The organism is Lentibacillus populi, from assembly GCA_014642895.1.
In the GTDB taxonomy this organism is placed as follows: domain Bacteria; phylum Bacillota; class Bacilli; order Bacillales; family Amphibacillaceae; genus Lentibacillus_C; species Lentibacillus_C populi.
In genome coordinates, this window is the sequence record BMJD01000029.1 from 1 (window position 1) to 24,955 (window position 24,955).

Consider the following 24,955-nt stretch of genomic DNA (forward strand, 5'->3'; position numbering starts at 1 on the left):
TTCCTTCTGGCAGGGACGCTGCTTCATCCAACTCTTTCACCATCTCTTGATCCATCTCTGCCTGGGCTTTACCCACAGTCTTTACCATATTTCCTACCGTTTGGTGACTTAAGCTTACAGGTGTCCATTCCTTGAGAGTACGGGCCACTTGCCGGTAAGTACTTTCACTCGCCATTTCGGCTACTTTCAGTTCCACCAATGGACTGTATCGTTGCCTATCCCGCAGACCAATCCACTCATCCAATGGATAGACTGCCTTTCCTTTTTTATCCCTCATCAACGTATGATCAAAGGTAACCGTCCCAAACATAAATTGTACACTTCTTGAATCTGTGGTTTCCACTTTCCAGTCATCTGCACGTCTTTGTGCTACAATGACTTGATTTAATTCACTGAACATGCGCCCCATCAAAGAGGAAAAGAAGTTATACATTAAAATTTGAGCTCTTTCTTCAAACTCCACCAGATTCGTTGTATTCTTTATTAATTCATACAGCTTTGATATAATATGATCCATGAGAAGGCCTCTTTCTAAAATGTATTATGCCGTGCAAAGCATACATTTTAATGATAGAGCGCCTTCTCTTTTTTGGCTATCAAAAAGTACCGCAATTACTACCGAGTATAATTTTACACATACTTTTTGAGACCAAATACTTTTTAACGTGTAAAATATCAGTTATAATAACTTCAATTTTCTAAGCAGGGGGACACAAGAAGATGGTGACAAACACGATAGAGAAAAAAGACACGTCACAGGCAATACATATGATTAAAAAAGGGATAGCGGTTGGCTTTCCGATCATGCTTGGCTATTTGCCAATTGCAATTACATATGGTGTATTAGCTAAAAGTGCGGGGATGTCACTCGTAGAATTAACGATGATGAGTGTACTTGTATTCGCTGGTGCTAGTCAATTTATGGGAGCTAACATGATCGCCGTCGGGGCTGGGGCGGTGGAAATTATTGTAGCGACATTCGTACTTAATTTCCGCCATTTTGTAATGAGCCTATCATTTATGAACCGATTACGGGGCATTGGACTAAACTGGAAAGTTCCTTTATCATTAGGGTTGACCGATGAAACGTTTGCTGTGTCATCGTTACACCCGAAAGAAGCAAAAGTGGAAAAAGGAGCACTTTTTTATACAGCTTTGATCGTAACGGCCTATTTTTCATGGGTATTTGGCTCATTTTTAGGTGGAGTACTTGGCGAAATCATCCCGGAAAAACTTAGCCAAAGCATGGGAATCGCTTTATATGCGATGTTTATCGGTCTCTTGGTCCCGTCGGTAAAAAAGGAAATAAAGGTTGGGCTAATTGCCATTATTGCTATGCTAATTAATACAATATGTACTCAGTTCATGAGTGATGGCTGGGCAATTGTGTTTGGGACTGTTTTAGGCGGGTTAAGCGGAATTTATTTGCTAAAGGGGGATCAGTCATGATTGTTGCTATTATTATTGGTATGTCACTAGTAACGATGATCCCAAGAATGATTCCGGCGTATATTGTCGATAAAGTACATTTTCCGGATTGGGCGAATCGCTGGTTAAATGCTGTTCCGTATGCCGCCTTGGGTGCACTTATTTTTCCGGGAATTATGTCGGTCAAAGCCGGGGAACCACACGTGGGGATTATTGGCGGGGTTGTTGCAATTATACTGGCATATATTGGACTGAACGTTATTTTAGTTGTTATTGGTGCAATTATTACCGTGTTTCTTTTTGCCATTATATAGAGAAATAGAAGTTGAACAACAGCAGGGGGCGAAAGTATATGTTTTCAATCAGAAGAGCGAGTTATGCTGATGCAGAGGCAATTGCGAATATTCATGTTACAAGCTGGAAGAATACGTATACTGATTTGGTTGATGAGAAGGATTTATCCAATATTACATACGAAAATCGCAAAACATTATGGGAAGCGGTATTACGAATGCAGAAAAAGGAACAATGTACGTTTGTTATACAGACTGATGGAAAAACAGTGGGTTTCGTTTCGGGCGGACCAGAACGAACGAAACGGTTTAATTATGATAGTGAGATTTATACGATTTATTTATTGCCCGAATATCAGCGTAAAGGGTTAGGTGCAATGCTGTTACGAGCCTTTGCCGAAGAAATGAAGGAACATGGCTATCAATCACTGCTTGTTTGGGTACTAACACAGAATCCTTCAAGCAGGTTTTATAAGCGATATGATGCAAAACCTGTTGGCGAGGAGAAAACGACAATTGGTGAAGGAACTTACCAGGAAACGGCATATGGCTGGGAAAGTATTGAACAACTGCTGGCAAGCTGGAATAAAGCTTGATGCTAAAAATACGTATTATGGAAAGTTCCTGTTTTAGGCACGAAGTTTCTAATCTTATGAACAAAACGAAATAAGCATACTGGTTCTCTCACAAAAAAGAAAACCGGTATGCTCTAATCATGTTTTTTTGGATATGGCTCAATATGGATATGGGCGTATGAAATGTTATGTTTTTCGGCTAAAAATCGTTCAATCCGCTCAGTTATATCATGGCTTTCCTTTACGTTAAGATTTGGGTCGACCAAAATTGTGATGTCTATAAAAGCTTGATTTCCGTGAATCCGGCCTTTAACATCGTAAACTTCTTTCACCTCAGCAACTTTCGCAATACTTGCCTTTACTTTCATCAATTGTTTTTCATCAAAGCCATCGGTAAGTGTTAGTGTAGAATCCTTGAAAATTTCCCAAGCCGTTTTACAGATAATAATACCTACAAGAAAACCTGCCAGCGGATCCAGCCAGAATAAACCGAATTGTGCTCCAATGATACCGATAAAAGCTCCAATACTAACGAGTGCATCAGATCGGTTATCCTGTGCCGCCGCATGAAGGGAGCTGCTTTGAACTTTCTTAGCAAGCTTAGCATTATAACGATAAACGAGAAACATAATAATCGCAGCCCCAATTGCTGTCCAGGCTGTTAGCATATCAGGCTGTACGGTATGGCCGTAAATCATTTTTTTGCATGTATCAAAAATAACTTGCAGGCCGACTGTCATCATGATAAATGCGGCGAATAATGATGCAATTGTTTCAGCACGGTAATGTCCATAATGGTGATCTTCATCAGGAGGCTTTCGGGAGATTTTTAACCCAACAAGAACAGCAATGGAGGCGATCACATCAGTTGAATTATTTAATCCATCAGCACGTAACGCTTCTGATTGGCCGATGGAAGCAATGACTAATTTTGTTACAGCTAAAAAAAGGTAGGCGGCAATACTTATCCAGGCTCCTTTTTCTCCTTTTTTGAGGTCGTTTGCATGATTCATTAACAATTTCCTCCGTCTTGAGTATGTTACTTTGTTAGCATCTATATTTCTTAAACAGTCTATCAAAGTAGTGTGTGTTGGGTCTAGAGAAACATTCAAGCGCCTGGTTATATGTATTGATTCATGTAAAGTAAGTTTCATGTAGTAAAGATTTGAAAAAGGATATTTATCTGGTGACAGAGTTCGAATAGAAATCTTTCTCCAGGATAAGATTTGGTAATGGAACTCGAGTTTACCCCGCTTTAACGGCATTTCTAAGTCTGCAAAAGAATGTAGAAAGAATAAGAATTTCCGAAAAACGCAGTACGATATCCCTCTTCAAATGTGCAAAAGAATAGAGGAAGATAAGGGGGTCCAGCATCGTAAAGTTCCGATTGGTTCCACTAACGTTTAGTGGAGCAGGCAGGCTAAGTACGCCTGCCCTGTTGTAACGTCCAGTGCATCGAAAACCACCCTGAATAAAGTTTGGACTTTATCCTCTAGAAACTTGCATCTTTTTACTTGAAATTATTCACAAAATTTGGGATAATAGAAAAAAGGAACAAAGGGGCTGTGTTCCATGAAAAAACAGAAAGTAGTCTACCGCTATTATCGATATGATGGCAACCTTCTGCATGCTAAACGGGAAATCCCGTATGAATTGAAGCTATCGTCCAGGTTATTACTCGATGAATTATGTTTTAACTGGAATAAAGCACAATTGGAAGCTGCTATCAACAAATCGATTGATGAAGGAAATAAAACGGAATTTATAAAGTTAAGTGAAGAATATAAGCATTTTATTTGGGAATAGATTTGAGTAAATTAGCTTCACCTGAGGTAGGTGGGGCTTTTTTTAAAGCAAATATAGTGAATATAGTACTTTTGTCATGGATAAAATTTTTAAAAATATTGTCCTATTTCGTTGTCCTTTCTGATATGCTGGTATAGAAGAGAGGTGTTTCGAATCAGATGAAAAATAAAAAAACAGTAATTAGCTGGATGCTGTATGACTTCGGTAATTCAGCTTTTGCCACAACCATTATGGCTGCCGTATTACCAGTGTTTTATTACGATGTTGCAGCCGTCGGACTTAAGGAATCGCTGGCGACGAGCTATTGGGGGTACTCCCAATCGATCGCTGTCTTAATTGTCGCGGTGCTGGCTCCGTTTTTAGGGGCAATTAGTGACTATTCAGCAGCTAAGAAAAAATTTTTACGTTTTTTTGCTTACATGGGGATTATTGCAAGTGTTTTGCTTGCCTTTGTTGGAGAAGGCGACTACCTGTTTGCATCTATCCTATTAATTGTCGGCACAATCGGGTTTTCAAGCGCTAATATTTTTTATGATGCATTTTTACCTGAAATTGCCGATGAAGAGGATATTGATAAAGTATCGTCAGGTGGATTTGCAGTTGGCTACATAGGCGGGGGAGTCCTGCTCGCGATTAATATTCTGATGATTTTAAAATATCAATGGTTCGGCATGCCTAATGCAACCGTCGCAAGCCAGGTGTCGTTTGCTACGGTTGGGGTCTGGTGGTTTATTTTTTCCTTGCCGCTTTTTAAAAATATTCGAGAAGAGAAAAAGACTGCCGTTAAACGTAATCAATCCTATATGAAAATTGGTTTTGCCAGGGTTACCTCAACGTTTAGAGAGATTAAACAGTATAAGCACTTATTAATCTTTTTGTTGGCTTTCTGGATGTACAATGATGGTATCTCAACGATCATCAAAATGGCGACAATTTACGGGCGGGATATCGGGATTGATGCCAATGCATTAATTGCAGCATTGTTAATTACTCAATTTGTCGGCATTCCCTGTACCTTTTTCTTTGGCTGGCTGGCGAAAAAAATTACCGCTAAAAAAGCATTATATATTACACTGTACGCGTATATGGGGATTGTCATCCTCGGCTACTTTATGTCATCCGCACTGCATTTTTATTTACTGGCGATTTGTGTAGGAATCGTCCAAGGTGGTGCCCAGTCATTAAGCAGATCGATTTACGGTCGCATGGTACCGGAGGATAAACATGCGGAGTTCTTTGGATTTTACGGGATCTCATCAAAATTTGCTGCGATTTTCGGTCCGTTTTTATTTGGGGTGGTCGGTCAGTTGACAGGTTCAAGCAGACTGGCAATTGTTTCACTTGTTTTCTTCTTTATTGCAGGAATTATCCTGTTACGATTTGTGAATATCGAAAAAGGTGTTGAAGAGGCTCGGAGGCATACAACTCCTGTAGGAAAAGTGGAGGTAAAACCAAGGTAAGATGACGCGAACAGCCGGTTATACGACATGGTAACCGGCTATTTCAATGCGCGCTTTGTCATTACACGATTGGGTCACTATATTTGTTTTCCAAGTTTAAAGATAGAGCTTTGCCGGTATCATAAGAGATGTTACCGATTAAATCTGCAATCCTTTGTTTTGTATCTATATTACGATCCTGCCAGTAATTGACGATTAAAGTCATTATTTCCATCCCTTCTGCACGTCCTTGCTCATAAAGGTCAATAAACGTTTTGGTACTGGGATCATTTGTGGCAGGATGGCGCCATGTTGTTCCGTTTAAATTCAAATAGTCTGTATCCGTTTTAACTGGCTGATGGGAGTAGGCTGAGACAAGTGATTTAAATAGTGCATTTTTCCAGCCATAAGGATCCGCCAATAACTTTAACGCCAATTTCATGTCTCTATAGGACTTTTGAATATAATTTCCGGTTACTTGTTTTACAACCGGGTAGTGTGCACGAATTGTCTTATCAAGCAGCTCCACAATGTCCTTGTCTAATGAATGCCCAACATCAATTTCTTTATACACGGGTGCTTTCCATGTTTTTAAATGATGATATTTTTCCATCATTAATGTGTCAATCAATATTTCCAGCCGCTGGTGATCGTTCCCTTTATAACCTGCCCGGTAATGGATATATGGATGTGCATTTCTGTCCAAAATGTGATGGGTGACAAATCCGAACACAAATGCCTGTACATGAGATTTCATCACTTTAGCTGAGCTAATTAAATCCATTAAAAAATCACCGCAATGTTTTGTGTGTAAAGCCATGCCGATATCATGTACCGATTCTTTCTTGATCCATGGCCAAAAATTATAGTAAAAAAATGGATCCGGTCCTTGTGCACCAAGCTTCATATATGCCTCATCGTTTGAAAATGGAGTTGGATTTTCAATTGAATCGACAACATCTTCACAAAACAATATGTGTGTCCAAGTATTCGGCATCGAAATTCCCCCTTCGATTTTTTGATCGGTAAAGAAAGTATAAAAATTTAGGCTCTATTCTGATTGCGTCAGAGTTGGCCATGTCTAGCTCCAGCGCCCAGCAACTAGCAAACTTCACACTCCTTCACTACGATAAGTCAACATCGGTTCGCTTCCAGCTCACCGTGTTTCCTTTATCTCATTGCGGAGTGCTCCAGTTTGTACGTTGCTAAACGGGCGCTTGCGCTTTTCTTAAGACTTCGATGTTGTGTGTGGTTAGTTATATTATAAAAGACATATCAAGCAAATTGGTAAAAAAAGCTTGGACAATTTTGTGCCAATTCAGCATCGTTCAGATTTTCGTTACAAATGCGTGGTCAAAAAGGAGGATAAAAAGGACCGAGAAGTTCGAGGCGGCGTAGCTTTGAGCACCGGAGTGTACATAAAAAGGTACATGAGGAGCGGGCTTGCACAGGACGTGCTGACTTCTGCTGTTGGCGATTGTCGTGGGCGGTTTTAGCAGAAGATCCCCTTCCGCCAAGGAAGAAATTCGATGCGTCATTTTTACCGGACTTTTTGAACATCCTCTACAAATAAATTGTTTTGTAACAAGTGCTATACTAAAATAGAAGGTGATAGTAAAAGGTTTACATAGGAGGCTACACTTATGGAATATCGTATTGAAAAAGATACACTAGGGGAGGTTCAAGTACCTGCTGATAAATATTGGGGAGCACAGACGCAGCGGAGTAAGCAAAACTTTCCTATTGGCGGTCAAAAAATGCCGCTCGAGATTGTCCAGGCGTTTGCGATTTTAAAGAAAAGTGCTGCCAGGGCAAACAGTGAATTGGGCTTAATGGAGAAACAAAAAGCGGAAGCAATCGCTTATGCAGCGGATCTTGTTGTTGCGGGCGAACTGGACGAGCATTTTCCATTAGTCGTTTGGCAAACTGGAAGTGGCACCCAATCGAACATGAATGTAAACGAAGTAATCGCACATGTTGGAAACAAGTGGCTAGGCGAGCAGGGAAGTGAACTGAAACTTCATCCGAATGATGATGTAAATAAATCACAAAGCTCAAATGATACGTACCCAACTGCTATGCATATTGCTGCGGTGTTAAAATTAGAAGATGTTGTACTTCCGGCATTACATGCACTTAAAGATACGTTAAAAGTAAAAATGGATGCATTTCAGGATATAGTGAAAATTGGCCGGACTCACTTACAGGATGCGACTCCATTAACGTTAGGGCAGGAAATTAGTGGCTGGCACCGCATGCTTGAGAAATCAGAAACAATGATTACAGAAAGCTTGCATCATTTAAAGGAATTGGCAATTGGCGGAACAGCGGTCGGTACTGGTCTTAATACACACCCGGATTTTTCAGAAAAAGTATGTACGGCTATTAATGAAGTGACAGGGAAAAACTTTATTTCTGCACCAAACAAATTCCATGCATTAACGAGTCATGATGAGACTGTTTACGCGCATGGTGCGTTAAAAGGATTGGCCGCCGATCTAATGAAAATTGCTAATGATGTTCGCTGGCTGGCAAGTGGTCCACGGTGTGGAATTGGTGAACTGACGATTCCAGCTAATGAACCGGGAAGTTCTATTATGCCTGGTAAAGTAAATCCTACCCAATCTGAAGCTGTGACAATGGTTGCAGTACAAGTAATGGGAAATGATGCAACAATTGGTTTTGCAGCAAGCCAAGGGAATTTTGAATTAAATGTATTCAAGCCTGTGATTGCATACAACTTTTTACAGTCAAGTCAACTATTAGCGGACAGCATGCTTTCCTTTGATGAACGTTGCGCCCAAGGAATCGAACCAAATCAAGAACAAATTGATAACTATTTAACCGACTCATTAATGCTTGTTACAGCATTGAATCCGCATATTGGCTATGAAAATGCAGCCAAAATAGCGAAAACCGCATTCCGTGATAATGCCACTTTAAAGCAAACAGCAGTAAAACTGGGATTGTTAACAGAAGAGGAATTTGACCAATATGTAAATCCGAAAGAAATGACACATCCTAAGTAGAAGTTGGAGATCAGCTGATCGGTAAGTAGCAGCCGATTTCTCCAAAGGGAATCCGTTTTTGACTATTATAAAAAGCTCATCCGAGTTTGAATTGGATGGGCTTTCTCTGTTGAATACAAAATGAGCCTGTCTATACTCCGATAGTTACTCAAATTGCAAGCACAATTTACCAGTGAAAATCTGTGATAAGTTTTGTAGAAGTGCAGACAATATGGTTACAGGAGGTGAAAGACATGGCTAACAACAACAATTCAAACCAATTAGTTGTACCTGGCGTACAACAAGCACTTGACCAAATGAAAACAGAAATTGCTCAGGAATTTGGTGTTAACTTAGGCGCTGATACTACTTCTCGTGCTAACGGTTCTGTTGGTGGAGAAATCACAAAACGTCTTGTAACAGCTGCACAACAACAAATGCAAGGACAACAACCACAATAATGATGGCTGCGGTGAGTAAAAAGCTCACTATCATAAGAGGGATGTCAATTACGGCATCCCTCTATAATTTTGGTGGTATTATTTACTGGAAATCAGGAAACTATACATGAAATTTTTGATAGCAATAGAAACTCTGCTTTTGGTGAGCGTTTTTCACCCGGAAATCGGCAATTAGCGGATTCGCAGTTCTGTTTCCGGGTCAAAGAAGTGCACTTTATTCATATCAAACGCTAAATCGATTCGTTCGCCGCCATTTATGTCTGAACGGGAATCAACACGGGCAATGAAGTCCTGTTCCCCAACTTTCGAGTACAGGTATGATTCTGCCCCCATTAGTTCAGCAACATCAATCGTTGCTGTAATTTTCGTATCTGGTGTGGCATCAATAAATACTGGTTCATCATGAATATCTTCCGGGCGAATTCCTAATACAATATCTTTATTCGTAAAGCCTTGTTCACGCAGGATCTTCATTTTACCCTCCGGAACTTTAATTTTTACATCTCCTAATTCAAATAATCCGTCTTTCAGCTTGCCAGTAAGGAAGTTCATTGATGGAGATCCGATAAATCCGCCAACAAACATATTTTCCGGGTTGTCATAGACATCTTTTGGTGCACCAACCTGCTGGATAATGCCGTCTTTCATGACAACAAGCCTTGTCGCCATTGTCATAGCCTCTGTTTGGTCATGGGTAACATAGATTGTTGTCGTTTGCAGTCGCTGGTGCAGTTTTTGAATTTCGGCACGCATTTGCACGCGAAGCTTCGCGTCCAGGTTGGATAATGGTTCGTCCATTAAAAACACTTTCGCATCCCGGACAATCGCACGACCTAACGCAACACGCTGCCGTTGACCACCAGATAGTGCTTTTGGTTTCCGATCCAAATAAGCTTCCAGACCTAAAATTCGAGCAGCGTTATCCACGCGCTGTTTAATTTCGTCCTTTTTAAATTTGCGCAGCTTCAAGCCAAATGCCATATTATCATAGACGTTCATGTGTGGATATAATGCGTAATTTTGGAAAACCATCGCGATGTCACGGTCTTTTGGTGCAACATCGTTCATTTTCTTGTCATCAATGTATAATTCTCCGCCTGTGATTTCCTCCAGTCCGGCAATCATCCGTAATGTTGTAGATTTTCCACAGCCTGATGGACCGACAAAAACGATAAATTCCTTATCCTGTATATGTAGATTAAAGTCATCTACCGCAGTTGTCTTTTTGTCATATGATTTTTGAATATGTTCTAAACGTAACTCAGCCATTTTTATTCCCCCAATGTAAGCCCTTTTAATATTATTGTATACAATGGCTGCCTAAAAGAAAACGGTAAACATGCACAAAGATTTACAAGGGTTTTGTGCATGCTTGCTAGTCCATGTATTTTTTAGCAAGCAACGCAAGCTGTACTGTCATAGCCTGATGAAATTGCCGGATATCGATTCCGGTTTTTTCAATAAATTTGTCAACACGGTATTGCAAGCTGTTCCGGTGCAGGTATAATTTCTTGGCCGTGATCGAGATATTTAAATTGCAGTGGATAAATGTTTCAATTGTCTGTAATAATTGATCGTCATCGATGACCTCTTTTAAGACAATTTCCGGGATGTTTACGAGAAAGTCATGGTCTGTTCGATCTATAAATAAGTATGGAATTGCATCAATACAGGAAACGACGGCCTTTCCAGTTTGTTCTAATACAATTTTGCCATCTGTCAGGACAGTTTGGTAATATTGCCTTGCCATTCTTAGGTCAGAACAGTATGACCCAACATAAAAGTTAATTTTTACGTATAAATCACTCATCAGCACTTCGACAATTTGTTCATAGGAAATAGTTTCAGGTTTTTCCTCAATGATAATTCCGGAATGTTCATTTTCCCACAAAATCGGCACTTCTCGTGTAAAAATCGCATGAATCGCTTCTTTGAAAGCACTTGGCTCCAGTTTGTTCAGGGGAAAGCAGAAGTAAATAAATCTGTACGCATTTATATTTTTACTATCATCCGGGGGTTCATTATTTTCGATAATCTGTGTCCATTGCTGCTCCTTCAACGTCTTCTGTGGCAGCCAAGTTTTATAAGGTGTTAAAAAAGCGGATAACAGCAACGTATTTTTTTCGGTTAATTCATGCTTTTTAATGCCAATAACCTCATTTTCAGCGGTAATAAACCACTTATATGTGTTTTTATCAACATGGTTTGCATCTGCTAAGGCAGTGAGAGACGGGAAGATAGCTTGTAATTTTTTAATCATAAAAAATCCTCTTTTGCAATGATGGTATGTTTGTTTTTATTATAGCATTAATAGGGGAAAAGGATTGCATAAATTTATACAATTCCTTGAAATGGTATACATGAGGTTATTCGTCTGTTATAGTTGTTTTAGTAAAAAATAAAGGAGGAAGCACATTGCCTAATATTTACGATAGTGCTTACGATTTGGAAAAAGCGATTCGGGAAAGCGATGAATTCAACGATTTGAAAGAAGCTTACGAAGTAGTAATGAATGATGCATCGGCCAAGCAAATGTTTGATAATTTTCGTAACACACAGATGGAACTTCAAGAAAAGCAAATGCAAGGTGAGGAAATTTCAGAAGAAGAGGTTGAGCAAGCACGGAAAGTTGTTGAACTTGTGCAGCAGCATGGTGATATTTCCAAATTAATGGAACAGGAGCAGCGGTTGAATCTGGTTATTAACGATGTTAGCCGGATTATCACGAAACCGTTAGAAGAACTTTATGGTGATCCTGCTCAGCAAGGAGAATAAAATAATACATATGATAGGACCTGCATTTTGCGGGTCCTTTTTTATGAAAAGATAACATTACTCCTCCTACATCACTGCCGATGTTTCACGATTCACTATCGATGTTAGCAAATGTACTGTGGATGTTTCGTGATTCACTGTTGATGTTCGCGCATGTACTGTGGATGTTTTGTGATTCACTGTCGATGTTCGGATATGCACTGCCGATGTTTCGTAATTCACTGTTGATGTTTGCACTCACAACGATTCAAAAAAAACATTAGACAAGATGGTGCTGCCCAGTTTTTCTTGCCATGCAGGATTTAATGCAAGAACCGCGAATATGTATAGAAAGATGGAAGAATAAAAAGGTGGGGTTATCATGAGCACTGTTTTTCATGAAAGCGTTGACGGAATATCCTTTATTTATTTAAATCGGCCTGAACGCTACAATGCACTCAATAAAGAGATGCTTGAAGAGTTACTCAAAGTGGTGGAAGAAACAGAAAAAAGCGATGATCATGTTGTCGTGCTGGCTGGAATGGGCAATGCTTTTTGTGCTGGCGGAGATATTTCGATGATGAAGGATTTTGCCAACAAGGAGTTTTTTGATGATGTCATGAATACAATTGCAAAAATTGCGATGGAATTGTATATGATGCCTAAAATTGTTATTTCCGCTATCCAAGGATCTGCTGCTGGGTTAGGATTAAGCTTGGCATTAACGGCAGATTATGTTGTAGCACAAAGTGAAGCTAAATTAGGAATGCTGTTTATCGGCATTGGATTGGCCCCTGATGGCGGTGGACATTTTCTGTTGCAGGAACGTCTTGGCACACATAAGGCCAAGCAATTCACCTGGGGATTGAAGCAAGTACAAGGGCAGGAAGCGAAGGCAATGGGATTGGTCGATATGATTACTGAGGAAAAAGTGGTAGATTACGCAACAAATTTGGGGCAAAAACTGTTAACCACCCCACTCGTTGCGATGATCAAAACCAAAATGATGTATCATACCAAACAAAAAGATACACTCCACTATTATTTACAGGAAGAGCAGAAGACACAATGGGAGCTGCGCAATACAGGCGATCACAAAGAAGGGGTACAAGCATTTTTGGAAAAAAGGAAGCCGGTGTTCTCCGGGAAGTGAGATAGAAGGACGACTTGAAGTGGTCGTTCTTTTTAGAGTTAAAAGCATATGGTTGTAATAGTTTTAGCATCGTATTAATTTTTTATTAATCGAGTGGTTTTATAAGTGAAAAGAAGAATGGCCAATCGGAAATCCTGCCTACATATTTGTGGTCAGGTAATATGATTGGAATTAACGGGGTCCCTAAAAAGGGAGGGGTCTTCATTTAACATAATGACCATCCCCCCCTTTTTAGTGCTACCGGTGAAACAAAATCAGTTTTGCTTCTGGTGACACACAGCGGTGGGTATGCTCGCTGTAGCCTTCTTCAGCAAGTCGTGCTTCTCCAACTTTTTTTGCTTCATTATCGTTTTCTGCCGTGAAAGATTCATCAAGCAGTTTATCACCGTTTTTGGCAAACACGGTTAATACGTAAGTCCTCATTTTTGAATTACCTCCTGAATGCACTACATTATAGTATTCGATAAAACGAAGTAAAATCCTGCTATCAAAATAAAAAAAGTTTGTAAAGTAGGCTTTACAAAGGGAATAATCTCATGTATACTCTTTGTAAAGTTGACTTTACTTCACAAAAAGTAGGAGATAAAAATGAAAACGTTCATTCGGGAAAAGCGAACGGCGATGAATATGACACAGGATGAGCTTTCACAAAAGTTGAAGGTATCCAGGCAAACGATCATTTCGCTGGAAAAGGGCAAATACAAACCTTCGCTTGTTCTGGCACATAAACTTTCGCAAGTGTTTGGCTGTTCGATTGAAGAATTATTTGTTTTCGAGGGGGAGGAGAATGTTTAGTCAATCTTTTTTGGATGATCCTTATGTAGTTCTGATACTCTTAGGTAATTATGTATTTTTGATCGGCCTCTTTTTCTTTCAGCGTCATATTGGAAAGAAAAATTATCGCTATGATGAACGCTATTACAAAATCCAAAGTCAGGCAAAGGCAAGATCCTGGGATGCCATGCTTGTTATTATGTTAATTGCATGGCCAGTTGTCATTATGTTTGACGGCATTGGGTTTAGCTTTTTTCTGCTGACGGCTATCTATTTGCTTCATAATATTACACTGATGATAACCAGCGCCTATGCAAACAGCAAACATTAAAAAATGAAACCATTATACAAATTAAACGTAACACCTAACGGGGAAGGAGAGAGTAAATTTGACATTATCATTAAAAGAAGTAACAAAACGGTTTGGAAACCATACCGCGGTTGACCACCTGTCACTGGAAATCCCGGAAAAAGAGATGTTTGGATTTCTTGGCGGAAATGGTGCGGGGAAGACAACCACGTTTCGCATGATTCTTGGACTCCTGGATATTACGGAAGGGGAAATCTCCTGGAACGGGGAATCGATCGGCTATAATAAGAGCCATTTAATTGGTTACTTACCGGAAGAACGCGGACTTTATCCGAAATTAAAAGTACGGGATCAAATTATCTATCTTGGAAAGTTGCGCGGAATGACAAAACAGGAAGCGATCACCGAGTTAAAATGGTGGCTTGACCGTCTTAAGGTTCCGGAGTATCTCGATAAAAAGGTAGAAGAATTATCAAAGGGTAACCAGCAAAAAATTCAATTTATCTCTGCGGTTATTCATAAGCCAAAGCTGCTTATTCTGGACGAACCATTTTCCGGGCTTGATCCGGTAAACGTAGAAATGCTGAAAAAGGCAGTTGTCGAATTGAAAGAACAAGGGACATCGATTGTTTTTTCATCACACCGGATGGAACATGTAGAAGAGCTTTGTGAGCATTTATGTATTTTGCATAAAGGGAAGCAGGTTGTTCATGGTTCATTACGGGACATTAAACGTTCGTTTGGCAAGAAAAACTTGGTGATTCATGCAGAGTTTCCGCTTGACTTTTTGCAGGATCATGCTGGTGTTGTGAAATATAAGGCCTTAACGGACGGCTGTGAGCTGCAAATCGAAAATGAGGATGTATCACAAACGATTTTTGCCGAACTTCAAGGAAAAGGATTTATTCGAAAATTTGACCTTGAGGAACCATCATTGAACGATATTTTCATTGAGAAAGTAGGTGCCTCCTATGAATAAATTCTGGATTATTTTATCCCATACGTACACAACAAGGCTTAAAACAAAATCATTTTTAATCAGTACCATTATTTCCTTGTTGTTCATTTTTGCGATTGCCAATATCCAAACAATTATTGATGCGTTTTCCGATGACAGCTCAGAAAAAATAGCTGTTCTCGATGAATCAGGTGAATTGTTCGGACCATTAAAAGCGAATGTAGAAAATATCGAAGAAGATATCGCATTAGTTGCCTTTGACGGAACCGTGGAGGAAGGAAAAAAAGCGGTACAGGATGAAGATTATCAGGCATTAGTTACATTAGCCTTAAATGAAAATCAATTACCAGAGGCTACCTATTACGCAAATACGATTACCGAAGCAGGAATACAAACTGCAATGGAAGAGCAATTACAACAATTAAAAATTTCTGCAGCTACCCAGCAGGCTGGCATTGATCAGGAGAAACTCGCGGAGATTTATGCACCTGTTACATTTGAAACTGTTGCACTGGATAAAAGTGCTAAAACTGGTGAGGAACTCAGTCAAGCACGGGGAATCGTTTATGTCATGTTGTTTTTACTATATATAACCGTTATGGTTTACGGACAAATGATTGCTCAGGATGTAGCGACAGAAAAGTCCTCCCGGGTGATGGAGATTCTAATATCCAGTGTATCACCGGTAACACAAATGTTTGCCAAAATCGTCGGAATTGCCTTATTAGGATTGACCCAAATTGTTTTGATTATTGGAGTAGGCTATGCATTGATAACTGCAAAACAGGATGAATTGACAGGTGGCATGTTCAAGTATTTCGGTATTGAAGGTGCTTCGCTATCATTATTTGTATATGCCATTGTCTTTTTTGTTCTTGGTTATTTGTTGTATGCAACATTGGCGGCTACGCTTGGATCGTTGGTAAGCAGGATTGAGGATGTACAACAACTAATGATGCCAATGATGTTCCTTGTTGTAGCAGCATTCATGATTGCAATGTATGGATTAAATGCTCCGGATGCTAGTTTTGTAAAAATTAGCTCGTATATCCCGTTTTTTAGTCCAATGCTGATGTTTCTGCGTGTTGGCATGCTCGACGTTCCAACCTGGGAAGTCGCATTGTCACTTGGAATATTGATCGCAACGATTTTGCTGCTAGCATTATTCGGGGCAAAAGTATACAAAGGCGGCGTGTTGATGTACGGTAACTCCGGGACATTGAAGGATATGAAAAAAGCGATGAAGCTGGCGAAGAAAGAATAATTATTTTAAGAGGAATGGCCACTGTGATAGTGGTTTTTTCTTTGGGATAAATGTGGATCGGAGAAAGTTGGGATTAACCGGAGGGTGAGAACATCGACCGGAGCATGAGAACATCGGCGGGGAGCGCGAAAACATCGACCGGAGCATGAAACCATCGTCCGGAGAACGGAAACATCGTCCGGAGCGCGAAAACATCGACCGGAGAACGGGAACATCGGCCGGAGCGCGGAAACATCGGCCGGAGAACAGGAACATCTGCCGGAACGCGGAAACATCGACCGGAGAACGGGAATATCGACCGGAGAACGGGAACATCGGTTGGAGAATGAAACCATCGTCCGGAGTGCGGCAACCATCGACTGGAGAATGGGAACATCAACGGCAGGGCGTGCCCATCCACTCAAGAACAGATACGTCGTCCGGAATATAGGGACCACAATGAAAGAGAATTAAACTTTTACCTAGCATTTAACCTCGAACGTGCATTCTTATTCCGCCTTTGATAAAATCAGTATAAAAGGTGGTGGTAAAATGCCAGGACAAATTTCCTTCCTTCACGCTGCTGATCTGCATTTGGATAGTCCATTCAAAGGATTGGCACGTGTTCCAGAAGCGATTTTTAAAGAAATTCAAGAAAGTACCTTTATTGCACTAAACCGATTGGCGAACACTGCAATTGATAAACAAGTTGATTTTGTTCTGCTTGTTGGGGATTTGTTTGATAATGAAAAACAAAGCCTGAAAGCACAAATAAGATTACGTGATGTTTTTAAGAAATTAAAGCACCATCATATCAATGTCTATCTGTCATACGGCAATCATGATTACCGGAATGGAAATAAGTATCCGATTGAATATCCGGAAAACGTATTTATTTTTCCGGATGAAACAATTCGTCATTTTACATATGAAAAAAACGGACAGAAGCAAGCAGCGATTTACGGATTCAGTTATGAAAATCGTGCTGTGCACGAAAACAAAGCGAAACAATTCACCATTAACGATGATACCGTTCCGTTTCATATTGCAATGCTCCACGGAAGCTTGCGTAGTAATACGGAGCATGATGTATATGCACCGTTTCATCTGACAGATCTATCCAGCAAAGGCGTTGATTACTGGGCACTGGGGCATATTCACAAGCGGGCTGTTTTATCCGAAAAGCCGCCAATTGTTTACCCCGGTAATATCCAGGGGCGCAATCGTAAGGAATCGGGTGAAAAGGGCTGTTACCATGTTGTGCTGTCTAAATCTGGCGCGAAGCTGTCATTTGTGCCGTTGCATGCACTTCGTTTTAATACGATAACGAAAGATATTTCGCAGTGTAAACAGCCACATGAGCTGGAAACTGTGATTCGCAATACGATTATCGATCGGTCTATTCCAGAAGCTCAATTAATTACACTCTATTTAACAAGTACAAACCCTGTGCATTGGCAATGGGAAACAGACGGGCTTATCGATGATCTAACCGAACTAATAAATGAGTCACTCAGCCAGCAAACGAAATGGGTCTATATTTACCAATGCCGACTGAACAGCACAAGAAATGGAATAGATAAATCAATGGAAGAACAGGGGCAGCATTTTGTTGGTGAATTAATGCGCCATACAGCGAACGTTTCTATTCAGCCGTTTGTGAAGGATTTATATCAGCATAGGGAAGCACGAAAATATCTTGAGCGGATGCAGGATCACGAGGAAGAATCGATCAAAAAGGAAGCACAACAGTACCTTATCCGGGAACTTTTACATAATGGTGGTGAATCACAATGATTGTAACACGGGCAACGATCGATGGATTCGGAAAATGGTATGATCAATCAATTGATTTCTCACAAGACAGCCTTACTTGTTTGTACGGTGAAAATGAATCAGGTAAATCAACGCTTTATCAATTTATTCTGTTTATGTTATTCGGACTGCCACCGAAGAAACGGGCATTTTTCAGACCAAAAACAGGTGCCAAAATGGGTGGAAGGCTTACGATTTATGACGAAGAAATAGGTGAGTATACGATCGAACGGTTCGATGCGGCCAGGAATGGGGCGGCACTATGTTATACCGGCGACGGAAATAAGCATGATGAAGAATGGCTTAAAAATCGCCTGCAAGGGATGACTTTTCCAACCTATCAGTCCATCTTCTCCTTTTCTGCAGCAGATTTATTTGTATTAAACGAAATGAAAGAAGAAGATCTGGGAGATGTTTTACTGAGTATTGGGTTAACCGGGTCCAGAAATATCCAAGCGATTGAAAAGCGTTTAGACGCACAATTGGCTGAATTATTTAAGCCTTACGGGAAAAAGCCGATAATAAATAAGCAAATTGCAACGTTAGATGAATTACATACTAGCTTATCGGCGTATGAAAAGGATGAAGCAGCTTACCGGGATAAGAAAGAAAAGCTGGATACATTGGAAACGGAGATTGGACGATTGAAAATTAAACTGCACGAAGAAAAATCTTGCCTTTCCGCTATCGAAAAAAAGCTGCATGCATTGCCACTGATTCATCAATACCATCATTATGCAAAACAATTAGCAGTGTTCCCGGACGCCATTCCATTTCCTAAAGATGTTAGGGATCGCTATAATGTGGTGAAGGAGCAGCTCTTGCCTTTACAAAGTGAGTATTCCGGATTAGCAGCAAATTTGACGAAATACCGGGCGAAAACCGAGCAGCTAAAAGAAACCAAGGCTGATGAAGCAACATATAAGCAGGTGAAACAGCTTTTGGAGCAATCGGCGGCGTTTCTGGACATAGAAAAAGAGCTGAATAAACTTCGTGAAGCGCAAAAACAAAAAGAAATGCAAATAACGACGTTACTTAACCAATTAAACACCGGTATTACATTACCAGATTTAGCATCGATCACATTAACCTTTCATACGGAGGAAACTTGGAACAGTCTTGCCGGTGAAACCAATCAACTGGAATTGGAATGGAACCAGCAGGAACAAGAAGAACGTGTTGCCAAAAGACAGCGGGATGAATTACAAACCCAGCAGGAAGAACTAAAATCACACCTGCTGCCAGAGCAGCGTGTCGGGGAATTAACCGCAACCATTCGTGCCTATCAGCAACAAACCGATATGATGAATGATACGAGCAACCAACGGGAATGGCAACAAATGAAAAGCGGGAAGGAGAAATCTGCCAATACTATTTTAGCAGGAAGTCTAATCCTTGCGATGCTTAATGGTATCGGTTTATTGTTTTTTGATAATAAACCGATGCTTGGTATTATGTTAATTACTTTGATCATCGGTTTTGGCCAGTGGTTCTTTAGAAAACACTCGATAAAGGAAACGGAAAGGATGCTACAATGGAGACAAGCACAATTCCCTGAACCGGCGATAACCCAGAAAACATACGAAGAAGCGGAATCCCTGCTTGCTTTTCATACGAAGAACGAAACCGATCTGGCTGTTATTCAGGATCAGCTCCAATCAGTTGACGTACAGTTTTTAAAATTATCGGAGCGGCGGAATGCGTTAGATGTAAAGCAAGACCGGATCAACCAGCAAATGGAGCAGCAATATGATAATTATCCTTTCCTCTGCGATATAGACATATCCTATTGGGTGCCATTTTATCATTCGCTGAAAAACATTTTGCAGTTGCATGAGGAAGCTGGACAAATGGAGCACCAACAATCGAAATTACGTCAAAAAAAAGCTGCACTTGAACAAAACATAAACAGGTTTTTTCAGGAACGAAATGGGGAAGCATTAAGCGGAAGTGTTGAAGCGAAAATGATCATGCTGGAGAACCTTGCAAGGGACTACCAGCAAGCAAATGACCTTATTGCTCAATATAACGGCTGGATTAAGGAGAATATAGAAGAACAGGAAATAGTCGAACAAAAAATGGCCGTCTATCAAAAGGAACGGGAACGATTATACCAGGCAGCGGATGTTAAAACGGAGGAAGCTTTTTTCCAAAAAGCGAAAGAATGGGAAGAGAAACAGAAAATCAGTACAAGACTTGCCGAGATTACCGATCAGCTGCTATCCATTTTTGCCGAGGAAGAATTGGAACGAATCAAGACGGAATTATTAATAGAACACGAGCTTAAAGAAGAACAGGAGACACATACTGCCGCGATCCAACGCATCGAATCCGAACTCGACGCAAAACGGCAGGAACTTGCAGATCGAAATGCCGATTTAGCAAGGATGGAATCGTCTGTTACCTATTCCAGTACACTGCACCGCTTTTGTATGGAACAGGAGCAGTTAGCAGAATTGGCCAGAAAGTGGGCGGTGTTGAAGACAGCGAAAGAATTGTTAGCCGATACCAAACGAAATTACCGTGAAAAATATATAACTAAGGTCATCGAAAAGACATCTGCTTACTTTGCCGAACTAACCAATAACGCGTACAAAGAGGTGTTTGCTCCAACTGAAGGGCAGCTTTTTCAAGTAGTATCGGCAAATGATATCCACTACACGGTGAATGAACTGTCACAAGGAACAACCGATCAGCTCTATGTATCATTAAGAATTGCGATAAGCGAAGTGATGAGTGAAAAACATCGACTGCCATTTATTATTGATGATGCATTTGTTCATTTTGATTTATATCGGACAAAAAATATCATGCGGATTTTAACGAAGATCGCCGAAAGTCAGCAAGTAATTCTATTAACCTGTAAAAAAGATCTAAAAGATACGGTTTATAATGGTGAAATTGTCTATTTAGAAAATACTGTTCGCATTTCTTGATAAATAATGATAAACTATTTCCAGATTAATGATTAATAACCTTGTGGAGGGAAATCCATTGGCAGAAGAACATGTATCAAAGGATTGGGAAAAATATGAAGAAACAATTGAAAAATTCATTCAGGTTATTGCTAAAAATATGAATTTATATGGTATCACTTCCTCAGTTGGGCGGTTATATGGTGTATTGTATTTTGCGGATAAACCGTTGACATTGGATGATATGCGTGAGGCACTGGAGATGAGTAAAACGAGTATGTCGACAGGTGTCAGGGCATTGTCGGAAATGAAAATGGTTGAATCCACATTTAAAAAGGGAATCCGTAAAGATCTATACCAGACAGAGGATGACTGGTATAAATCATTTACCTCCTTGTTTGGAAACAGATGGCGTCAAACCACGGAAACAAATATCGAGGAAGCGGAGGAAACGATGGAGGAATTAGAAGCAATTCTCCTGCAAACAAATGATGCGTCATTAAAAGCAAAGATCAATGAAGATATGGAACGACTGCGCTACGCACAAAACTATTATAAATGGCTGATGAAATTTATCCAGGTAGTTGAATCAGGCAAAATCTTTGAATACATTCCAAAAAATAAATAAAACAGCTGTAAACTGAGATTGACATAAAAACAAACGACTTTCTGCAATATGTTTGAGTCAATCTTTTTCTTTTACACTTATGGGGGAGGATTTTAATATGAACAAGAGTGTCAATAAGGGGATTGGCTATGCTGGTATAGGAGAGAAAATAGATGATTTTCTTCTAATCAAAGAAGCAACAAGAGGTGTCGCAAGTAACGGGAAACCGTTTCTTACTTTGATTTTGCGTGATGCAACAGGGGAAATCGAGGCAAAACTATGGGATGCTACAAAAGAAGATGAAGAAATATTCGTGCCAGAACAAATTGTCAGGTTGAATGGTGAGATTAATCAATTTCGTGGTAAACTGCAATTGAAAATTATGGCAATACAGCCAGCCCAGCCGACAGATGATGTACACGTCTCGCAATTTGTCGAAAAAGCCCCCGTTCATCGCGATGTATTGATGGAAAAACTTACGGAAGCGATTTTTGAAATGAAAAATCCGGCAATGCAGCGAATTGTCCGAGCGTTTATTAAAAAATATCAGGAACCTTTGTTAACCTATCCGGCAGCATCGAAAAACCACCATGAATATGTTTCCGGACTGGCACATCATATAGTCAGTATGCTTGCCTTGGCAAAGGAATTCCATACATTGTATCCGGAGATTAATAAGGACTTATTGTATTCCGGAATTATCTTGCATGATTTAGGAAAACTGAAAGAGTTGTCGGGTGTCGTCACAACCACGTATACAATCGAAGGAAAACTGCTTGGCCATATTCCAATGATGGTGGAGGAAATCGGGCGTGTCGCAAATGAACTGCAAATTGAAGGGGAGGAAGTGCTGATTCTTAAACACCTCGTCTTAAGCCACCACGGCAAAGCAGAATGGGGGAGCCCTAAACCTCCATTAGTTCGTGAAGCGGAGATACTTCATTTAATTGATTTAATCGATGCGAAAATGAATATGCTCAATCGGGCATTAACTAAGGTGAAACCCGGGGAATTTACCGAAAGACTATTTGCGATGGACAATCGCCAATTCTATAAACCAGTTTTCGATGAATAAAATGAAACTTCATTTGCTATATACAGAGAATCAAGAAAATGGTCATCAGGCCAGGTATTTCTGCAAATCCGACCTCTGACATCTGGTCTCCTTAGTTGCACAACTACTGGTTTTTCTCGTGCTCGCAATTTGGGGTTATTATTTTCCGCTCTGTTACATATATATGTGATAGATGATGGACAAGGGGGACGAGTACATGATTGCTGGAGTACCTTGGTGGGTATTTATGATGATACTTTTTATATTTTTGAGCGGATATATGGCTTACCGGGCAATACGTGCGGAGAAAAAACTGGAACAGCAGTTTATTGAGCGGGAAGGAAATGTCTATATGGAACGATTGGAAGAGGAACGAAAACAAAAAGAAGAGCAGCGCAGGATATCGTCTGACGGATAAGTATCAGCACTATATAAGCAAGTCCTGGACAACCTATTTCCTAATAAAAAAATGGAGGCAACTGCTGCCCCCATTTTTATTATTTGCCCTCTTTTTTCTCGTCTTTGCTGTCATCTGCTGTTTTGAATAAATCTTTAAATTGTTTATCTTCTACTTTAATATCAGCATCTTTTAACAGACCATCAATTTTCTCCTGTGCTTTCTGCGGATCAATTTTTTGGTTTAAAATTTCGCGGCGAATATCATCTTTCATATCTTCAAATTTGCCAATATCTTCTTCTGATTCACGCTTGTCCGTAACTTTAATAATGTGATAACCATGTTGTGATTTTACCGGATCACTGATTTTACCTTTTTCCAGACTATAGGCTGCATCTTCAAAAGCAGGATCCATTTTTCCGACAGAGAAATAGCCAAGATCACCACCGTTTTCAGCAGTTGCTTTATCGGTTGAATATTCTTTCGCCAATTTGGCAAAATCGCCGCCTTCATCCAGTTTCTTCTTCACTTCCTTAGCGGTTTTCTCGTCCGCAACCAGGATATGCTGTGCTTTAATTTCCGTTTTCATCCGGTCGTACCGCTGTTTTATTTCGTCCTCTGAAATATCAATGTCTTCCGATAAGGCAGCTTCCTGCAGGAGACTGAACCGAACCAGCTTCCGGAATGCATCTTCATCTTTAATTCCTTGTTGCTGTAGTGCCATTTCGAATTGGTCACCTAACTGATCCTTGGTTTTTTTGACTTCCTTATCAACTTCTTTATCTGACACATCATATTTATCATCCAATACTTCTTCGGTTACCATTTGCTGTAAGATTTGATCACCATATTGATCCTTCAATTCATTATAAAAGTCTTCTTTTGTTATATTACCGGCATCTGTTTTTACAACTGCATCTGATGATGTGTCGTTGGAACATGCTGACAGTCCAAGAACACCAGCTGATAACGTGAGGGCAACTACTAGTTTTTTCATTTCATCGAACACTCCTAATCTGATTGTTTCTTTTGTTTTTGAAACTAATGATAAATATACCACACTTTTAGTCAAAAAAAAAACAGTCCTATGGCATACTTTACTATTTTTTTATAAAAATTGTCCGATTGATTAACCTACTACGTTTATTACCTTAACATAAGATGACACGAGTAAAATAATGATCATAATATTGATCATGCGGAAAACACGCGATTGTTTATGCTGGTTCATGTCCAACTTTAAACAAAAGCTATTGGTTAATGAGTTAAAGATTAGCAGGATAAAAAGCGCATAAAATACAAAAAAGATAATCACAAGTAAAACCCCCTAAAGCTTATCAAGAATTACGATTTATAAGCTGGATGCAAAAAGTTTGCCGAATTGGTTGAAGGTCGAGGCAATGTAGTGCGACCCCTACGGGAAAGGAAAAGCATTTGCCAAGGAGCGAGCTTGTACAGGACTTGTTGACTTCTGCAGAGGCTAATAATTTAGGCGCTTAGCAGAAGCCCCCTATCTCTTAGATACATGAGCACTGAGGAAAGCTTCCCCGCATTTTCATCGTATTCAGTCTTCAAAGGAGTGGGGAAACAAGGAAGCGCCTGGGTTAACCGCCGATTATTTGGCAACTTTTTGAACATCCTTTTATAATATTATATTAATAACTGTACCAAAATATAGACATAATGAACAGGGCAGATTGTTTATTTACATAAAAAAAGGATCTTTAGTCGTAACAGATCCTTTTTTTAAAAGTAAAGTATATATTTTTTGCGATATTAATTCATGATCAAGAAAGGCCATGTCCAGCTCCAGCGCCCAGCGGCTAGTGTGCAACACCCGCCTCCGTACGATAAAGAAGACTTGCCGATTGGTGAAACCAGAGGCTTAGTCGCACTTATACCCTTGTGGTGAAAGTCAACATCGGTTCGGGTTAAGGAAGGCCGACTAAGAGCGGACTTTGCGTC

Annotated in this window: 26 protein-coding genes; 18 read left to right on the forward strand and 8 right to left on the reverse strand. The window is 40.0% G+C overall.

Annotated features, from left to right (window positions below; all coding sequences use genetic code 11):
- A partial coding sequence (locus tag IEX12_RS15550) for a UPF0236 family transposase-like protein (protein WP_188725472.1) occupies positions 1 to 517 on the reverse strand: 517 nt, incomplete at its 3' end.
- Between the two features lie 203 nt (positions 518 to 720).
- Here IEX12_RS15550 and IEX12_RS15555 point away from each other — a divergent pair.
- Genes IEX12_RS15555 through IEX12_RS15565 form a run of 3 tightly spaced genes read left to right on the forward strand, consistent with a single transcriptional unit; the run spans position 721 to position 2,317 of the window.
- Positions 721 to 1,449 (forward strand): AzlC family ABC transporter permease, encoded by a 729-nt coding sequence (locus IEX12_RS15555; protein WP_088049634.1) that lies wholly within the window; start codon positions 721 to 723, stop codon positions 1,447 to 1,449.
- Positions 1,446 to 1,742 (forward strand): AzlD domain-containing protein, encoded by a 297-nt coding sequence (locus tag IEX12_RS15560; protein ID WP_155554526.1) that lies wholly within the window; start codon positions 1,446 to 1,448, stop codon positions 1,740 to 1,742. The genes IEX12_RS15555 and IEX12_RS15560 overlap by 4 nt, the downstream gene beginning before the upstream one ends.
- Before the next feature lie 38 nt (positions 1,743 to 1,780).
- The gene (locus IEX12_RS15565; RefSeq protein WP_088049636.1) at positions 1,781 to 2,317 is read left to right on the forward strand and encodes a GNAT family N-acetyltransferase; all 537 of its coding nucleotides are present in this window, start codon (positions 1,781 to 1,783) and stop codon (positions 2,315 to 2,317) included.
- 113 nt (positions 2,318 to 2,430) lie between these two features.
- On the opposite strand, the gene IEX12_RS15570 is transcribed toward IEX12_RS15565, so the two are convergent.
- Complete coding sequence (locus tag IEX12_RS15570) at positions 2,431 to 3,309, reverse strand: cation diffusion facilitator family transporter (RefSeq protein ID WP_088049637.1); 879 nt, start codon at positions 3,307 to 3,309, stop codon at positions 2,431 to 2,433.
- A gap of 559 nt (positions 3,310 to 3,868) precedes the next feature.
- Here IEX12_RS15570 and IEX12_RS15575 point away from each other — a divergent pair.
- Positions 3,869 to 4,102 carry an IDEAL domain-containing protein gene (locus tag IEX12_RS15575; protein ID WP_088049638.1) on the forward strand — a complete coding sequence of 78 codons (234 nt, stop codon included), beginning with the start codon at positions 3,869 to 3,871 and terminating at the stop codon, positions 4,100 to 4,102.
- A 158-nt stretch (positions 4,103 to 4,260) separates the two neighbouring features.
- Positions 4,261 to 5,562, forward strand: coding sequence for an MFS transporter (locus tag IEX12_RS15580; protein WP_188725473.1), 1,302 nt, complete (start codon positions 4,261 to 4,263; stop codon positions 5,560 to 5,562).
- Positions 5,563 to 5,623: 61 nt separating this feature from the next.
- On the opposite strand, the gene IEX12_RS15585 is transcribed toward IEX12_RS15580, so the two are convergent.
- A complete protein-coding gene (locus IEX12_RS15585) occupies positions 5,624 to 6,538 on the reverse strand; it encodes a zinc dependent phospholipase C family protein (protein ID WP_188725474.1) in 915 nt (304 codons plus the stop codon).
- 646 nt (positions 6,539 to 7,184) lie between these two features.
- Between IEX12_RS15585 and fumC the strand changes: the two genes are divergently transcribed.
- Positions 7,185 to 8,570 (forward strand): class II fumarate hydratase, encoded by a 1,386-nt coding sequence (gene fumC, locus IEX12_RS15590; RefSeq protein ID WP_088049641.1) that lies wholly within the window; start codon positions 7,185 to 7,187, stop codon positions 8,568 to 8,570.
- 233 nt (positions 8,571 to 8,803) lie between these two features.
- Positions 8,804 to 9,010 carry an alpha/beta-type small acid-soluble spore protein gene (locus tag IEX12_RS15595; protein WP_088049642.1) on the forward strand — a complete coding sequence of 69 codons (207 nt, stop codon included), beginning with the start codon at positions 8,804 to 8,806 and terminating at the stop codon, positions 9,008 to 9,010.
- Positions 9,011 to 9,181: 171 nt separating this feature from the next.
- Here the strand turns inward: IEX12_RS15595 and IEX12_RS15600 are convergent, their stop codons facing one another.
- Positions 9,182 to 10,279: an ABC transporter ATP-binding protein gene (locus tag IEX12_RS15600; RefSeq protein ID WP_088049643.1), complete on the reverse strand. Its 1,098-nt coding sequence runs from the start codon at positions 10,277 to 10,279 to the stop codon at positions 9,182 to 9,184.
- A gap of 106 nt (positions 10,280 to 10,385) precedes the next feature.
- The gene (locus IEX12_RS15605; protein WP_088049644.1) at positions 10,386 to 11,270 is read right to left on the reverse strand and encodes a PucR family transcriptional regulator; all 885 of its coding nucleotides are present in this window, start codon (positions 11,268 to 11,270) and stop codon (positions 10,386 to 10,388) included.
- A 155-nt stretch (positions 11,271 to 11,425) separates the two neighbouring features.
- Between IEX12_RS15605 and IEX12_RS15610 the strand changes: the two genes are divergently transcribed.
- Together IEX12_RS15610 and IEX12_RS15615 are read left to right on the forward strand one after the other, a co-directional pair.
- Positions 11,426 to 11,785 carry a YlbF/YmcA family competence regulator gene (locus tag IEX12_RS15610; protein ID WP_088049645.1) on the forward strand — a complete coding sequence of 120 codons (360 nt, stop codon included), beginning with the start codon at positions 11,426 to 11,428 and terminating at the stop codon, positions 11,783 to 11,785.
- Between the two features lie 361 nt (positions 11,786 to 12,146).
- Positions 12,147 to 12,917 (forward strand): enoyl-CoA hydratase, encoded by a 771-nt coding sequence (locus IEX12_RS15615; protein WP_088049646.1) that lies wholly within the window; start codon positions 12,147 to 12,149, stop codon positions 12,915 to 12,917.
- Positions 12,918 to 13,154: 237 nt separating this feature from the next.
- Here the strand turns inward: IEX12_RS15615 and IEX12_RS15620 are convergent, their stop codons facing one another.
- On the reverse strand, positions 13,155 to 13,340 hold the full coding sequence (locus tag IEX12_RS15620; protein WP_088049647.1) for a YhzD family protein: 186 nt from the start codon (positions 13,338 to 13,340) through the stop codon (positions 13,155 to 13,157).
- A 165-nt stretch (positions 13,341 to 13,505) separates the two neighbouring features.
- On the opposite strand from IEX12_RS15620, the gene IEX12_RS15625 reads away from it, so the two are divergent.
- From IEX12_RS15625 to IEX12_RS15665, 9 genes are all read left to right on the forward strand, one after another.
- Positions 13,506 to 13,712 (forward strand): helix-turn-helix transcriptional regulator, encoded by a 207-nt coding sequence (locus tag IEX12_RS15625; protein ID WP_088049648.1) that lies wholly within the window; start codon positions 13,506 to 13,508, stop codon positions 13,710 to 13,712.
- Entirely contained in the window at positions 13,705 to 14,022 is a 318-nt protein-coding gene (locus tag IEX12_RS15630; protein ID WP_088049649.1) for a DUF2178 domain-containing protein, read from the forward strand. Before IEX12_RS15625 ends, IEX12_RS15630 begins: the two co-directional genes overlap by 8 nt.
- A gap of 58 nt (positions 14,023 to 14,080) precedes the next feature.
- Positions 14,081 to 14,980, forward strand: coding sequence for an ABC transporter ATP-binding protein (locus tag IEX12_RS15635; RefSeq protein WP_088049650.1), 900 nt, complete (start codon positions 14,081 to 14,083; stop codon positions 14,978 to 14,980).
- Entirely contained in the window at positions 14,973 to 16,223 is a 1,251-nt protein-coding gene (locus tag IEX12_RS15640; RefSeq protein ID WP_088049651.1) for an ABC transporter permease, read from the forward strand. Before IEX12_RS15635 ends, IEX12_RS15640 begins: the two co-directional genes overlap by 8 nt.
- Before the next feature lie 531 nt (positions 16,224 to 16,754).
- The gene (locus tag IEX12_RS15645; RefSeq protein WP_088049654.1) at positions 16,755 to 17,999 is read left to right on the forward strand and encodes a metallophosphoesterase family protein; all 1,245 of its coding nucleotides are present in this window, start codon (positions 16,755 to 16,757) and stop codon (positions 17,997 to 17,999) included.
- Positions 17,996 to 20,953 carry an ATP-binding protein gene (locus IEX12_RS15650; RefSeq protein ID WP_188725475.1) on the forward strand — a complete coding sequence of 986 codons (2,958 nt, stop codon included), beginning with the start codon at positions 17,996 to 17,998 and terminating at the stop codon, positions 20,951 to 20,953. Before IEX12_RS15645 ends, IEX12_RS15650 begins: the two co-directional genes overlap by 4 nt.
- 58 nt (positions 20,954 to 21,011) lie before the next feature.
- Positions 21,012 to 21,560: a GbsR/MarR family transcriptional regulator gene (locus IEX12_RS15655; protein ID WP_230856060.1), complete on the forward strand. Its 549-nt coding sequence runs from the start codon at positions 21,012 to 21,014 to the stop codon at positions 21,558 to 21,560.
- 97 nt (positions 21,561 to 21,657) lie between these two features.
- Positions 21,658 to 22,614: a 3'-5' exoribonuclease YhaM gene (gene yhaM / locus IEX12_RS15660; RefSeq protein ID WP_088049657.1), complete on the forward strand. Its 957-nt coding sequence runs from the start codon at positions 21,658 to 21,660 to the stop codon at positions 22,612 to 22,614.
- 196 nt (positions 22,615 to 22,810) lie between these two features.
- Positions 22,811 to 23,011, forward strand: coding sequence for a sporulation YhaL family protein (locus tag IEX12_RS15665; RefSeq protein ID WP_250889881.1), 201 nt, complete (start codon positions 22,811 to 22,813; stop codon positions 23,009 to 23,011).
- A 79-nt stretch (positions 23,012 to 23,090) separates the two neighbouring features.
- Here the strand turns inward: IEX12_RS15665 and IEX12_RS15670 are convergent, their stop codons facing one another.
- Together IEX12_RS15670 and IEX12_RS15675 are read right to left on the reverse strand one after the other, a co-directional pair.
- Positions 23,091 to 23,987 carry a peptidylprolyl isomerase gene (locus tag IEX12_RS15670; RefSeq protein WP_188725476.1) on the reverse strand — a complete coding sequence of 299 codons (897 nt, stop codon included), beginning with the start codon at positions 23,985 to 23,987 and terminating at the stop codon, positions 23,091 to 23,093.
- A gap of 132 nt (positions 23,988 to 24,119) precedes the next feature.
- The gene (locus IEX12_RS15675) at positions 24,120 to 24,305 is read right to left on the reverse strand and encodes a hypothetical protein (protein ID WP_088049659.1); all 186 of its coding nucleotides are present in this window, start codon (positions 24,303 to 24,305) and stop codon (positions 24,120 to 24,122) included.
- Positions 24,306 to 24,955: the final 650 nt, after the last annotated feature.

Coding starts and splice junctions, on each gene's coding strand:
- IEX12_RS15645 (WP_088049654.1), top strand. CDS start 16,755: ATGCCAGGACAAATTTCCTTCCTTCACGCTGCTGATCTGCATTTGGAT.
- IEX12_RS15595 (WP_088049642.1), top strand. CDS start 8,804: ATGGCTAACAACAACAATTCAAACCAATTAGTTGTACCTGGCGTACAA.
- IEX12_RS15640 (WP_088049651.1), top strand. CDS start 14,973: ATGAATAAATTCTGGATTATTTTATCCCATACGTACACAACAAGGCTT.
- IEX12_RS15585 (WP_188725474.1), bottom strand. CDS start 6,538: ATGCCGAATACTTGGACACACATATTGTTTTGTGAAGATGTTGTCGAT.
- IEX12_RS15600 (WP_088049643.1), bottom strand. CDS start 10,279: ATGGCTGAGTTACGTTTAGAACATATTCAAAAATCATATGACAAAAAG.
- IEX12_RS15625 (WP_088049648.1), top strand. CDS start 13,506: ATGAAAACGTTCATTCGGGAAAAGCGAACGGCGATGAATATGACACAG.
- fumC (WP_088049641.1), top strand. CDS start 7,185: ATGGAATATCGTATTGAAAAAGATACACTAGGGGAGGTTCAAGTACCT.
- IEX12_RS15650 (WP_188725475.1), top strand. CDS start 17,996: ATGATTGTAACACGGGCAACGATCGATGGATTCGGAAAATGGTATGAT.
- IEX12_RS15565 (WP_088049636.1), top strand. CDS start 1,781: ATGTTTTCAATCAGAAGAGCGAGTTATGCTGATGCAGAGGCAATTGCG.
- yhaM (WP_088049657.1), top strand. CDS start 21,658: ATGAACAAGAGTGTCAATAAGGGGATTGGCTATGCTGGTATAGGAGAG.
- IEX12_RS15575 (WP_088049638.1), top strand. CDS start 3,869: ATGAAAAAACAGAAAGTAGTCTACCGCTATTATCGATATGATGGCAAC.
- IEX12_RS15580 (WP_188725473.1), top strand. CDS start 4,261: ATGAAAAATAAAAAAACAGTAATTAGCTGGATGCTGTATGACTTCGGT.
- IEX12_RS15630 (WP_088049649.1), top strand. CDS start 13,705: ATGTTTAGTCAATCTTTTTTGGATGATCCTTATGTAGTTCTGATACTC.
- IEX12_RS15615 (WP_088049646.1), top strand. CDS start 12,147: ATGAGCACTGTTTTTCATGAAAGCGTTGACGGAATATCCTTTATTTAT.
- IEX12_RS15605 (WP_088049644.1), bottom strand. CDS start 11,270: ATGATTAAAAAATTACAAGCTATCTTCCCGTCTCTCACTGCCTTAGCA.
- IEX12_RS15560 (WP_155554526.1), top strand. CDS start 1,446: ATGATTGTTGCTATTATTATTGGTATGTCACTAGTAACGATGATCCCA.
- IEX12_RS15670 (WP_188725476.1), bottom strand. CDS start 23,987: ATGAAAAAACTAGTAGTTGCCCTCACGTTATCAGCTGGTGTTCTTGGA.
- IEX12_RS15555 (WP_088049634.1), top strand. CDS start 721: ATGGTGACAAACACGATAGAGAAAAAAGACACGTCACAGGCAATACAT.
- IEX12_RS15665 (WP_250889881.1), top strand. CDS start 22,811: ATGATTGCTGGAGTACCTTGGTGGGTATTTATGATGATACTTTTTATA.
- IEX12_RS15620 (WP_088049647.1), bottom strand. CDS start 13,340: ATGAGGACTTACGTATTAACCGTGTTTGCCAAAAACGGTGATAAACTG.
- IEX12_RS15570 (WP_088049637.1), bottom strand. CDS start 3,309: ATGAATCATGCAAACGACCTCAAAAAAGGAGAAAAAGGAGCCTGGATA.